The following is a 12980-nucleotide window of genomic DNA, read 5'->3' on the forward strand; positions in this document are numbered from 1 at the left end:
CTCCCCCTTTGTTCTCCTCTATTCAACTGCGGATGCTATACGGCTACCGTTGCTTTGATCGCCGGATGATGCTGATAACCAACAAACTCGAAATCTTCATACACGTAATCAAAGATCGAATCCGGCTTGCGTTTGATCACCAGTTGCGGCAGCTCATAAGGCTCTCGTGTCAACTGCGTCTTTACCTGCTCCAAATGATTGCTATAGATGTGGACATCCCCGCCGGACCAGACGAATTCGCCAACCTCAAGCCCGCATTGCTGTGCCACCATATGGGTCAAGAGCGCATAGCTGGCAATATTGAATGGCAGACCAAGGAATGTATCGACGGACCGCATCGTCAGCATGCACGACAGCTTCCCGTCCGCCACATAAAATTGAAACACGAAATGACATGGCGGCAGCTTCATGTTATCGACCTCCGCCACATTCCAGGCGCTGACGAGATGGCGGCGTGAATCGGGGTTGTTCTTGATTGCTTCGATCACGTTGGCAATCTGATCGATCTTTCTGCCGTCCGGCGCTTCCCAGGATCGCCACTGCGAGCCGTACACCGGACCAAGGTCGCCGTTCTCGTCCGCCCATTCATCCCAAATACGAACGCCATTTTCTTTTAGATAAGCTATATTCGTGTCCCCTTTGAGGAACCATAGCAGTTCATGAATAACCGACTTCAAATGGATTCGCTTCGTTGTGACAAGCGGAAATCCTTGACTCAGATCAAAGCGAAGCTGGCGGCCGAATACGGACAGCGTGCCCGTGCCCGTGCGGTCTTCCTTGACCGTTCCGTTATCCAGCACATCCTGCAGTAAATCTAAATATGCTTTCATGTATCGCACCCCGTACTATAGTCTATTATCAAATTCTAACTCATTATAGCAAAGTGTTCCGCAGATTGGGAGCATAGACTCGTTTAAAGATACGCCAACTGCAGTATTACTTCGCGCGAACGCCCTCGTCATAATAGGCTACCTCGGCGCCTCGGCGCACAATATCCCTAAGCTTCTCCTTGTAATAGGGCATCAGCTCATCGGCGCGCTCTACATCGATCCATTCGATGGCTGCAATTTCATCCGGCCTGACAATCTCCATCCGACCTCCGGTAATCCGCCCGCGGAAAGTCACGAAGACGACATGCTGCCCAAGCTCCGTAAACAAGCCTTCATTGACTGCCACTACGCCGCCGATTTCCACGTCCAGCCCGGTCTCCTCCTTCGCTTCGCGGATCGCTGCCGTTTCCAGCGTCTCTCCTTGCTCTACCGAGCCTCCCGGAAGGGTCCATGCATCCCTGCTATAGTTTTTGACCATCAGGATTTTCGTCTCGTCTTCATTAAGCAGCAGCGTATATACGACATCAACACGTCTCATATGAACTTACTTCCTTTCCCCTTACATTAAGATGAACGAATCATTCTAACCGCAAAATACAGAATCAATACGCCTACAACGCCGTCCAGTATTTGAAGCAGCGTCTTGGGCAGAAATTGCCCGATAATGCTGCCGCCCAAGGCGACAAACAGCAGGAAAACCAGCGTTGACAATACCGTTCCTAAGCCAAAAGCATAAATCCCTGTTTTGCTTAAACCGCCTTCGGCAATTTTGGCTGTAAACAATCCCGCCCAGAATACAATCGTTAGCGGATTGGAGGCTGTAAGCAGAAGACTGGACAGAAAAGGCCTGTCCACCTCAGCAACGTTCGATATGCGAAAATGGGACAGCAGCTCTATGCCAAAGGCCGATAATACCAGGTTCATCCCAAATGCAAGCAGCACGGCAAAGCCGAATATGCGCAATCCCCGGTTAACTTCAGGCCGCTCCATAAAGGAAGCTACGCCAAAGACAGCCAGCAGGATGAACATCGCATCGACGAAGGTGACGGCCGCCACCCCGGCCGCTGCTTCCAGCAGCCCTTGCTTGCTCGCCACATTAAAAATATATATACATACAGGGCCAACAGCCAGCTGCAAAATCATCCCGAACCTGAAACCTCTTAAAACAACCATCATTGCAGTTTCCCCCGGCACCAGAATGCAGCATCAATTAAGCATCTTTGCAAGCGTTGAGGATTAATCGGTGATCCAAGTGAGCAAAGGCCAGTCCTGCAGCCAGTTTTTCCTGCGAACCCTCTCCAAATAGTATAGCTGATCCGTAAAAAGAGGACTTCGCCGCACCACCATGCACAACAAATCGTCCAAACCATAAGGAGCACACAGCTCCAATTCATCTTGATCTGTCAAACGAACTCCAATAGCCGTGGCGGTCTCTGGCCACCTGCTCATCGCATCCGCCGTTGACGTATAGGGCGGAGCTCCGTTGCGGATATGCATTCGCGCCTGATTTTTCACCGACCATCGCGGATTGCCGCTCTCTTCGATCAACCGCAATTGCAGCGCTTCATCCCGCTTTGTACTGCAGAGCCGTGGATCGAAATAAACTACATCGATATCTTCATGGCGAAGGCGAGCGTCATAGCCATGCAAGCAGTCCCATATGTAACCCCGAATATACCCGGCAGCAATATAACAGTCAGGCAATCCCAGACTCCTAACAGCGCGCAAATCCTGTATCAACGGCTCGCAATCCCTAAGTAGCCGCTTTACACGCTCTGCATCCGTACCCCCGCCCTTGCTCAATGACAGTTTATTCATCTCACGAAAAAACTCCCGAGAGCTTTTCCCATTCGTTCAAGGAGAGTTTATCCGTAATGTGCCTTAATTCATCTGGCACCTCAATATAACAGATCAGCTCAAGACTGTTGCCGTCCGGATCGTTGAAATAAACCGAAGCATTGCCTTGGTTCGGCCGTACAAAAGGCTGTACCGTGCTTCTGCTCCCAAATGGAACAGCCTCGACTTCGATCGATGCGAGCCAATCCAGGGATCGTTTCAAATCGTCATATGCCACGCGGAACGCAATATGCCGTAAGGACGGATGGTAGGGAGTTTCATACTCCGAGCCTTCCCACAGTCCGAGCCAACTGAGACCTTCCTCGATCCAATAAAACGCCGTATCCTCATCCCGCCAGGCTAATTTTAGTCCCAATTTGCTGTAGAAGGCCATTGAGGCCTCTAAATTTTTGACCGGCAAATGCGCCTCATACAGACCTTGAATCATTCCAATCCCCTCCATAAAGCAGCAATTTCCATTGCAGTCATGCATCTGCCGCCACTTATGTAATTACATCATATTGTAAAGCAATTGGCCGCTTATTTAAATGACAAAAAAAGCACTTTCCGGTGATTACAAGTCATAAGGCATGCCTGTTTCCCTACTGCGGTTTGCGGCTTCCAAGAAGCTGATTACTGCAAGGGTTTCCTCCGGAGCTACCGGAGATATTCCCTTGCGAAAAAAATGAACGACCTGCTCCAGCAGGCTCTCATAATACGGCTTGCCTCCAGGGTGAATACCTACATGATCACTGCCGCGCTCTCTGTGAATGACGGCACCAAAGCTGCCGCCCTGCCGCCTGCCCCGCACAACGCCAATCCGGCCATCCGCCCAGGTCCCCGTCATCACTTCATGACCGCCGCTGCAAAGCGTATGAACCTGGCAGCTGCTATGCCCCATAATCGCGAACAGCATCTCTGCTGCGTGAATGCCATACCAGAAATAATCCGCCTGACCATGCACGAATGGCATCGGCCCGTACACATCCGCCCCGATAATATCGCCGTGGCCAACACGCTTTAGCGCATCTGTCAAAGCTGAAGCATAACGAAGTGATGAGGCACTCATGATCGGCACGCTATAATGTTCGGCAAGAGCGACTATGGCCCGTGCATCAGCAAGACATGTGGCAAAGGGTTTATCAATAAATACCGGTTTCCCGTAAGGAGCCACTTTACTGAACTGCTCCAGATGCGTGCTGCCGTCAACCGACTCGATCATGATCACATCCGCCGCTTCCGCAACAGCTTCGATGCTGCCAAGCATGGGCACGCCATATTCCTGAATTAGTTCGTTCTTATACCGGTCCACACGGCTGTAACTTAATTCCATGCGCGAGGAACCGCCAGGATAGGCGCAGCCAATCGTTATGCCGTGGAGACAGGAAGCATCCGCAGCCTGATGGCGATGCAGTAGCGCCGCAAAAATGCTGACATGCGAAGTATCTAGACCGATCATCCCAATCTGAAGAGGGCGCTCCAGCTTGATCACCACGCTTTCAGGTATTTTCGAGCCTTTTGCTGTTTATTTTATGAGTCATGGGAGCCATTTCTTCCTGTTGCGTTGTATTGATGACCAAAGAACAATAAGCCAGCGCAAAAAAAGAGCGCCTTCGCACTCTTCTTACTGAACTTCTGCTGTTGTCATTTTGCCTGAAAAGAAACTCCGTCAAACGCAAATGTATTCATTGTTGTTGCCGGGGCTCCCTGAATGGTCTCAGCGTCATCCTCCAGCAAACTTAACGTCCTCCAAAAGTAAAGCACATCGTCCTGGATATGGTACCCTGCCACAGTGAGCGAATAAGATCCCGGTATCATCGCATTCATTTCCTTCGTGATGCCCTTCCAGGCTTCTACAACCCGTCCTTCCTCCATGTACCAGAGATGGACGATTTCAACGTCCAGTCCAGTGCCTCCGGTTCGCTCCACGGTCTCGTACAGCAGCTTATCGCCTACTCGAACAGGCGCTCCCGGCTTTAAGGTCTCTACCTTCCATGGGCTCTCGAAAATCAGTCGATAATTCCCCCTTGCATCGCGGTCAAACATAAAATAATGGCCAAGATGCACTCCCCCGTCGATCGCAGCTACTACTTCTGCTTCCCCATCCCCATCGAGGTCGATCAGTTCGTAGGACAAACCCTCTACATAATAATTGTCTTCTTTCCCTTGTTCAACAATCCAGTCCGTTACCTGCTGTTTCGTAATTTCATCTCCCCGACCATTGCCCGCTCTATCCGAATCGGATACGATATCTATTCTATCGCTTTGCTTGTTCCAGTTCACTGTATAACCTAGTTCTTTGGCTAGAGGAAGAAGCGGGGCGTAAACTTCCCCGTCAGTTACTTCAAACCGGGACTTTAGTTGCTGTCCATCCAACGTTACAATTAACGGATGATCCGCTTCCACCGGAGGGGTTACCGTTATGCCAATTACCAACAAAGCTGCAACAGCTAAGGATCTGGCCTTGTCCTTATACTGCATCCATCCGTCCTTCCCTTCTCCGCAAGCGATTTCATATTAACATACAAGCTTTGTAAACTATAGTTACATCTTACCATTAATCTAACAGCTCTTGGTATATTTTTTGTAATTCTTTAAATTTAAATAGAGCTATAGAATTAGCGTAACACATGAATTTTACCAGATACACTCTTATTTTGTAATTATTTCTTTTGTGATAAAAAAAGAGCTGCCCGCAGGTTTATGTAAACCTGCAGAAGCAGCTCATCCATATGCTTAGGAGTTTGTGTAACTCTTAGGAGTTACGTGAATTTAACGTGAAATAATGTGGATCGGTTTGCCTTCGACAACCTCTGCTGCTTCCATCGCGATTTCGCCCAGTGTTGGGTGAGCGTGGATCGTCAGGGAGATATCTTCAAGCGTCGCGCCCATTTCAATCGCCAGCGCAATTTCAGTAATGAGGTTGGATGCTTCGATACCAACGATTTGTGCGCCGATGACAAGGTCGTTCTCCGCGTTGGCGACAAGCTTCATGAAGCCGTCTGGCTGGTTCAGGGATGTAGCGCGTCCGTTGGCCGCAAACGGGAATTTACCCGATTTCACTTTGATACCCTTTTCCTTCGCGTCCTTCTCGGTCAAGCCGACGCTGGAGCACTCAGGATCCGTAAATACAACGGAAGGAATCGCTTTGTAATCGACAACAGATGGCAGTCCTGCAATGGCTTCAGCCGCCACTTTACCTTCGTAAGAAGCTTTGTGAGCGAGTGCCAGGCCAGGGACGATATCGCCGATTGCGAAGATTTTCGGATTGGATGTACGGCCTTGATGATCGACTTTAACCAGCCCGCGATCGTCCAGCTCAACGCCAGCCAGGTCAAGACCCAGCTCTCCATCTGTGTTTGGACGACGTCCTACAGTAACAAGCAGGTAGTCCGCCGTAATTTCTTTGCTTTCACCATTAACGGAATATTTAACCGTAACGTTCTTGTCGGTTTGCACCGCACTTTCCGCTTTCGCGTTCGTTACGATCTCGATGCCTGTTTTCTCCATGCTCTTCGCCACAAGACGAGTCATATCCTTATCGAAGCCAGGCAGTACCGTATCCATGCCCTCAATAATCGTTACTTTCGTACCGAACTTGGACAGCATTTGGCCAAGTTCTGCACCGATGTATCCGCCGCCGATAACGACCAGGCTCTCAGGAATTTCTTGAAGCTCGAGCGCTTCAGTAGAAGACAGAATGCGTCCACCAAATGGGAATGGCTTGAGTTCGATCGGACGGGAACCCGTTGCCAGGATGCAATGTTTGAAACGGTAACGAGGTGCTTCGTATTCGTTGAATACGCGAGCTTCGTTCTCATTAATGAACATCACTTCGCCATTGAATACCTCGACTTTGTTGCCTTTCAACAAACCGCCGACGCCTTGAGTCATTTTTTTGACGACGCTGTTTTTGAATTCCTGTGTTTTCGAGAAATCCACTTTTACGTTCTCTACAGAAATACCGAATGCATCCGCATGTTTTGCAGACTCATATTGGTGTGCAGCGGAGATCAATGCTTTGGAAGGAATACATCCGCGGTTCAAGCACACACCGCCGAGCTCCGATTTATCTACGATCAGTACCTTTTGTCCGAGCTGGGCAGCGCGAATGGCTGCCACGTATCCGCCGGGACCTGCACCGACTACCAGTGTATCAATATCAAGAGAAGCGTCTCCTACGACCATGTTGTTATACCTCCATTACGAGCAGCTCAGGGTTGGAGAGCAGCTCTTTGATATAGTTCATGAAGTATTGAGCAGTAGCACCGTCGATCAGACGATGGTCAAAGCTGAGGGACAGGGCCATAACCGGAGCTACGACAACTTCCCCGTTCTTCACAACCGGCTTCTCGCTAATACGGCCAGTTCCGAGAATAGCTACCTCAGGGTAGTTAATGATCGGAGTAAAGAACATACCGCCGGCAGAGCCAATGTTCGTAATCGAAATCGTGCTGCCTCTCATTTCGTTAGGGGACAATTTGCCTTCGCGTCCGCGGGCAGCCAAATCGCGAATCGCGTCTGCGATCATCCAGATGCTCTTGCGATCCGCATCCTTGATCACCGGCACGATCAGACCGTTGTCCGTATCGGTTGCGATACCGATATCGTAATGTTTTTTGTATACAATCTCGTTGTTCTCTTCGTCGATCGAAGCGTTAAGCGCAGGGAATTGACGAGCAGCTGCAACAAGCGCTTTGACGATAAACGGAAGATAAGTCACTTTCGTGCCTTTCTTCTCGGCGATCGGCTTCATACGCGTACGGAACGCTACCAGCTCAGTTACGTCAACTTCGTCCATGATCGTAACGTGAGGAGCCGTGTACGCGGATTTAACCATCGCATTGGAGATTGCTTTACGGATACCTTTGAACGGTACGCGCTCTTCTTCGGCGCTTACGCTAACCGCTGCCGGAGCTGCTGCTGGAGCCGCTTCTGCAGCTTTCGCGCTCTCTTGGGCTGCAGCCGGTGTTCCGCCGCCGCTCAGGAATGCTTCCACATCTTCGCGTGTAATTTTGCCTGCTTTGCCGGAGCCTTGAACCTGGCTCAAATCTACGCCCTTCTCACGAGCGAATTTACGTACGCTAGGCGTAGCCAGAATTTCGCGGTTAGGTGCCGCTGGAGCAGCAGCGCTGTCCTTGCCAGCCGCCGGATTCTCAGTTGCTGGAGAATCTTTCGTATCCGCTCCGCCTTGTGCAGCATCGGCTTCTTGAGCGCTATGCTCTTCCGGGGCGCCCTCTTGCTCTGGAATGTCGCCTTCAGCGTCGATAACGGCAACGACTTGACCCACGCGGAACACGGCGCCGTCCGTACCGAACACCTCTTGCACCGTACCATTAACCGGACAAGGAACCTCAACGACCGCCTTGTCGTTTTGCACTTCCATAATAATATCGTCGTCGGTTACTTTATCGCCGACTTTGATATGCATTTTAATAATTTCGCCTTCGTGAAGCCCCTCGCCAAGCTCAGGGAAACGATATTCAAATTTAGCCACCTGGAAGACCTCCTAGTTCATTAAGATTAAAATTCGAGTACTTTATTCACTCCTGCAATAATCGTAGCCGGAGACGGAAGCCATTGATCTTCGATTTGCGCGAACGGATAGACGGTATCCGGAGGAGCTACGCGAAGAACCGGCGCTTCCAAGTGAAGGATCGCTTTCTCGTTAATTTGAGCGATGACCTCTGCAGCGATACCTGCAGATTTTTGCGCTTCTTGAACGATAATAGCGCGGTTCGTTTTCTTCACCGATTCAATAACGGTGTCAATGTCAAGAGGCACGAGCGTGCGGAGGTCGATTACCTCTGCCTTGATGCCGTTCTTCTCAAGCTCTTCTGCTGCTTTAACCGCCGTGTGAACCATTAGGCCGTAAGCGACGATCGTTACGTCAGAGCCCTCGCGGACAACTTTCGCTTTACCGATTTCAACCGTGTATTCGCCTTCCGGTACATCTTCACGGTAAGCATGGTACAGGTTCAAGTGCTCCATGAAAAATACGGGGTCGTTGTCGCGGATAGCAGAAATCATCAAACCTTTAGCGTCGTAAGGGTTGGATGGAATCACTAATTTAATACCCGGAGTTTGCGCGATCAAACCTTCCAAAGCGTCTGTATGCAGCTCAGCTGCTTTAACGCCCCCGCCAAATGGAGTACGGAATACGATCGGCGCGTTGTAGCGGCCGCCGGAACGGTAACGCATGCGGGCTGCCTGAACCACGATTTGATCGAGCGCTTCAAAGATAAAACCTACGAACTGGATTTCCGCAATCGGGCGGAATCCTTGGATACCCAAACCTACTGCCATACCGCCAATAGCGGATTCTGCAAGCGGCGTATCGAATACGCGCTCTTCGCCGAACTGTTTTTGCAAGCCTTCCGTAGCACGGAATACGCCACCGACATTACCGACGTCTTCCCCGAAGATCAGAACGTTAGGGTCACGTTCTAATTCCACGCGCATCGCATCACGAATCGCTTCTTTTAAATTCATTTGTGCCATTAGATTCATATCCTCCTCATTAAGAAACAATCAGACTTTTACTGCCAAGCATTCATTAATGCTCTTAGGTCCTGCTTATCGTCTTACTGGAAATCTGCTTTTTGCTCTTCCAGATGTTTAGGCGTCGTTTCGAACATGCTATCGATCAGACCAGGAATGGTCATTTTCTCGGTTTGTTCTGCTTTCTTGATATGCTCGTTAACCGTAGCTTTGGCTTCTTCCTTCACACGAGCGGTATCTTCTTCTGTCCAAAGACCTTTCTTCTCCAGGTATTTGGCAAGACGTGCGATTGGATCCTTCTCGCTCCACTGGCCTTCTTCTTCCTTCGTACGGTACTTGGAAGTATCATCGGACAAGGAGTGTGGACGGAAACGGTAAGTAACGGCTTCGATCAATGTAGCACCTTCACCGTTGCGAGCGCGCTCAGCTGCTTCTTGAACAGCACTGATAACGGCAAACACGTCCATACCGTCGATTTTCACGCCGCGGATACCTGCTGCAACCGCTTTGTGAGCGATCGATAGAGCTGCAGTTTGTTTGGAGAACGGAGTTGTGATCGCATATCCGTTGTTTTGCACAAAGAAAATAACCGGCAGTTTATAAACTCCAGCAAAGTTGAGTGCTTCGTAGAAATCGCCCTCGGAGGATCCCCCGTCACCTGTGTATGTGATTGCGACTTGCTGCTGCTTCTTCAGTTTGTAACCCATTGCGATACCCATGGCATGGAGCACTTGGGCGCCGATAATGATTTGTGGCATAAGTACGTTGACGCCTTCCGGAATTTGACCTCCGTGCTGATGTCCGCGGGAATACAGGAACGCTTGGTACAGCGGAAGACCGTGCCATACGAGCTGCGGCATATCACGGTAGCCCGGGCAAATGAAGTCGTCCTTGTTCAGAGCGAACTCGCTGCCCACCATCGTAGCTTCTTGGCCGGATACAGGCGCATAGAATCCAAGACGGCCTTGACGGCCCAGGTTAATGGCTCTTTCATCCCATGTACGGGTAAATACCATGCGGTACATTAACTCTTTCAATTGATCATCACTTAAATTAGGAACTTTATCTTTGTTAACGATTTCACCGTCCGGGGATAGCACGGACAAAGCTTCGACTTCCTCAGTGTATACTTCGTAAGGAACCCTGCTCTTGTTCTTGCTCATTTTCTTCACCTCGACAAAAAATTTGATTATCATGTGCTGCTGTTATAGAATTATTATACATCTGTTTCACTCAATAAGTCAAAGATATTCCGGTAATTTGTACTTTATACTTATCTTTGTATGTATAACAGCGTATCACTTTTACTATAACAGAAGCCAGATTTAAAACCAGTGAATGGAACACTTACTCTAACGGTTATCTTAACTTATCAGCCATTTAAAAGCAAAATGCAAAGACGGGAGCGTGCTGTATTATGACGGATTCGCGCTATTTAAAACGAACGATCGTCAAGGAAGAAATCGACAGTAAATACTTGGGCGAGAAGCGGTCGCTGCGGATTTATTTGCCTCCGGGCTATAATGAAATCCTCAGTTATCCTGTCGTATATTGTCAGGACGGAGAAGAATTTTTCAATTACGGCCGAATCGCTACTCATGCGAACCGCCTCATCCTGGATGAAGGGCTTGACCCGTTCATCATTGTGGGCGTCGAGGTTGATACATCGGTGCGTACCGAGGAGTATGCCCCTTTCGGCAACCGCTTCGACGCTTATATTTCCTGCTTCACTGAAGAAATTATTCCCTACGTTGAGAGCAAATATCCGGTTCGCCGCGAAGCGGACGAACGTATTTTGGCCGGAGATTCGCTAGGAGGCACCATCTCGCTGCATATCGCTATGAAAAAACCTGAACTGTTTTCCAAAGTGATCAGCTTGTCCGGCGCGTTTTACGAAAAAACCCAGCAACTGGTAGCCGCAGAATCCGACTTGTCCTTCCTTTCCTTATATATGATCGTCGGTCTGCAGGAGGACAATTACACGACAGATACAGGAACCTATAATTTTGTGGAGCTGAACCGGGCGACCAAATCGCTCTTGGAAGAGCGCGGCGCCCAAATACGGTACCTTGAAAAAGACGGCAAGCATTTATGGGGTTTCTGGCAGAACGAGCTGCCTGAAGCGCTCCTGCATTTTTTGAAATAATGCGAGCAATCATCAAAAAATAAGCAGCCTCCAGAGCTTGGTGGCGCTTTCAAATCACCTTGATTTAAAGAGAAGCCGCTGCGGCTTCTCTTTTTGCTTCTTATATAATGCACGCACTAAAACTATTGTAGTCTGACCTGGTAAAATTGTGCAAGCCTTAAATCTGTTTTATACTGGAGTTGGAGCATGTTCCGCAAAATGAAAGGAAGTAGAGATATGACTGAGAAAAGAGTGCTCATTTTTGCAGGCGGCAATATGAATCCTGTATTTTTGGAGGAGATCAGGCAGAATGATCTGGTTATAGGCGCAGATCGCGGTGCATTATTTCTCGTAGAGCATGATATCCACCCTCATATCTCCGTCGGAGATTTTGATTCCATTACACCGGAGGAGCTGGAGAAGGTTAAATGTGCCAGTGGCAAAATCATTACATGTGATCCAATAAATAAAGATTTGACGGATACCGAGCTGGCCTATGTGACCGCCATGGACAATGAAGCCACAGAAATCATCATGATGGGCGTGACCGGTTCAAGGATGGATCATACGCTAGCCAACATTCAAATCATGCTCCGGGGATTGCAGCACCAGGTCCAAAGCGCGATTTACGACACCCACAACTATATTACGCTTACCGGCTCCACCATCACCATCCAGGAGCGCGGCTTCACCTACGCATCTTTGGTTCCTCTTACGCCGGAAGTGACCGGGATAACACTGGAAGGGTTCATGTACCCCCTAGACAATGCAACGCTTCGGATGGGGCAATCGCTTGGGATCAGCAATCGTCTTATCGGTCAGGAAGGAACCATCCGGATCGAGAGCGGTCTGCTTTTAATCATCCAAAGCCGGGATTAACACAAAATTTAAGACAAAATTGTAACTTCTAGTTACACACGAAAGAAACCTTGTTGCATCAAGGTTTCTTTCCTTTTCTTAGCATGGATTTACTCTATATTCTTAATTTTTTGTAAACTTTAATGATATTTTAATAAACGCCTTCAAAGCTATGGGAGACAGCGCGCTCCGCAATTCTACCAAAATATAGCTGGTATCAAACCTGTTATACTTCAAATCGAGCCGGTCAAAACAAAAACTTTGGAGGTACACAACAACATGAAATTACACATTATATCCCAAAAAGTATTGACGGTAGGTATCGTTTCAGCTATTGGCTTTGGAACTTTGCTTGCAAGCGGAGGCGGTACGACACAAGCGGCTGCTGCTCCTCAAAGCGCAGAAAGCGTTGCTGTTTCTAAGGGAACTCAAGTCGTTAACTTCGGAAAAAAATATATGGGCACACCTTATAAATTCGGTGCATCGACTTCAACTACAAGAGTATTCGACTGCTCTTCATTCATGAAACATATTTTCAAACAATATGGAGTTAACCTGCCACGTACATCTGCTGCCCAATCCAAAGTTGGTAAAGCGGTATCCAAATCGAACCTGCGTCCGGGCGATATGGTCTTCTTCTCCAGCGGCAGCCGTTCGACAGGAAGCAATATTACACACGTAGCCGTGTATATGGGCAACGGTAAAATCCTGCACACTTACGGTAAACCTGGGGTAACGATCTCTGATTTGAACTCCGGAACATGGAAAAGAACTTACATCAAAGCTCGTCGCGTACTGTAGTTTGTATTGATTCGATTACGTCCGAATGT

At 48.9% G+C, this 12980-nt stretch carries 14 protein-coding genes; 3 read left to right on the top strand and 11 right to left on the bottom strand.

Annotated features, from left to right (window positions below):
• Positions 1–35: 35 nt before the first annotated feature.
• The 11 genes from thyA to pdhA all read right to left on the bottom strand — a co-directional run bounded on the left by thyA (position 36) and on the right by pdhA (position 10330).
• Positions 36–830, bottom strand: a complete 795-nt coding sequence (thyA, locus tag MKX50_RS13475; protein WP_213592216.1) for a thymidylate synthase — start codon at positions 828–830, stop codon at positions 36–38.
• A gap of 106 nt (positions 831–936) precedes the next feature.
• Positions 937–1368 carry an NUDIX hydrolase gene (locus tag MKX50_RS13480; RefSeq protein WP_213592214.1) on the bottom strand — a complete coding sequence of 144 codons (432 nt, stop codon included), beginning with the start codon at positions 1366–1368 and terminating at the stop codon, positions 937–939.
• A gap of 26 nt (positions 1369–1394) precedes the next feature.
• Positions 1395–2006 (bottom strand): LysE family transporter, encoded by a 612-nt coding sequence (locus tag MKX50_RS13485; protein WP_244996541.1) that lies wholly within the window; start codon positions 2004–2006, stop codon positions 1395–1397.
• Between the two features lie 60 nt (positions 2007–2066).
• Positions 2067–2648: a nucleotidyltransferase family protein gene (locus MKX50_RS13490; RefSeq protein ID WP_213592212.1), complete on the bottom strand. Its 582-nt coding sequence runs from the start codon at positions 2646–2648 to the stop codon at positions 2067–2069.
• Position 2649: 1 nt separating this feature from the next.
• A complete protein-coding gene (locus MKX50_RS13495; RefSeq protein WP_339157196.1) occupies positions 2650–3114 on the bottom strand; it encodes a VOC family protein in 465 nt (154 codons plus the stop codon).
• A 126-nt stretch (positions 3115–3240) separates the two neighbouring features.
• A complete protein-coding gene (locus MKX50_RS13500) occupies positions 3241–4161 on the bottom strand; it encodes a Gfo/Idh/MocA family oxidoreductase (RefSeq protein ID WP_339157197.1) in 921 nt (306 codons plus the stop codon).
• 149 nt (positions 4162–4310) lie between these two features.
• Positions 4311–5147: a hypothetical protein gene (locus tag MKX50_RS13505; RefSeq protein ID WP_339157198.1), complete on the bottom strand. Its 837-nt coding sequence runs from the start codon at positions 5145–5147 to the stop codon at positions 4311–4313.
• A gap of 291 nt (positions 5148–5438) precedes the next feature.
• The gene (gene lpdA, locus MKX50_RS13510; RefSeq protein ID WP_213592206.1) at positions 5439–6854 is read right to left on the bottom strand and encodes a dihydrolipoyl dehydrogenase; all 1416 of its coding nucleotides are present in this window, start codon (positions 6852–6854) and stop codon (positions 5439–5441) included.
• A gap of 4 nt (positions 6855–6858) precedes the next feature.
• Positions 6859–8163, bottom strand: coding sequence for a dihydrolipoamide acetyltransferase family protein (locus tag MKX50_RS13515; RefSeq protein WP_213592204.1), 1305 nt, complete (start codon positions 8161–8163; stop codon positions 6859–6861).
• A gap of 26 nt (positions 8164–8189) precedes the next feature.
• Positions 8190–9167, bottom strand: coding sequence for an alpha-ketoacid dehydrogenase subunit beta (locus MKX50_RS13520; RefSeq protein WP_213592202.1), 978 nt, complete (start codon positions 9165–9167; stop codon positions 8190–8192).
• 83 nt (positions 9168–9250) lie between these two features.
• Complete coding sequence (gene pdhA / locus MKX50_RS13525) at positions 9251–10330, bottom strand: pyruvate dehydrogenase (acetyl-transferring) E1 component subunit alpha (RefSeq protein WP_055107997.1); 1080 nt, start codon at positions 10328–10330, stop codon at positions 9251–9253.
• Positions 10331–10584: 254 nt separating this feature from the next.
• Here pdhA and MKX50_RS13530 point away from each other — a divergent pair, with 254 nt between their 5' ends.
• The 3 genes from MKX50_RS13530 (at position 10585) to MKX50_RS13540 (ending at position 12951) form a co-directional block, all read left to right on the top strand.
• Positions 10585–11313 carry an alpha/beta hydrolase-fold protein gene (locus tag MKX50_RS13530; RefSeq protein WP_339157199.1) on the top strand — a complete coding sequence of 243 codons (729 nt, stop codon included), beginning with the start codon at positions 10585–10587 and terminating at the stop codon, positions 11311–11313.
• A 216-nt stretch (positions 11314–11529) separates the two neighbouring features.
• A complete protein-coding gene (locus MKX50_RS13535) occupies positions 11530–12171 on the top strand; it encodes a thiamine diphosphokinase (RefSeq protein ID WP_339157200.1) in 642 nt (213 codons plus the stop codon).
• A 258-nt stretch (positions 12172–12429) separates the two neighbouring features.
• On the top strand, positions 12430–12951 hold the full coding sequence (locus MKX50_RS13540) for a C40 family peptidase (RefSeq protein WP_339157201.1): 522 nt from the start codon (positions 12430–12432) through the stop codon (positions 12949–12951).
• The last annotated feature ends 29 nt before the right edge of the window (positions 12952–12980 follow it).

Origin of the sequence: Paenibacillus sp. FSL W8-0186, assembly GCF_037969765.1 — a bacterium.
Taxonomy (GTDB): Bacteria; Bacillota; Bacilli; order Paenibacillales; family Paenibacillaceae; genus Fontibacillus; species Fontibacillus woosongensis.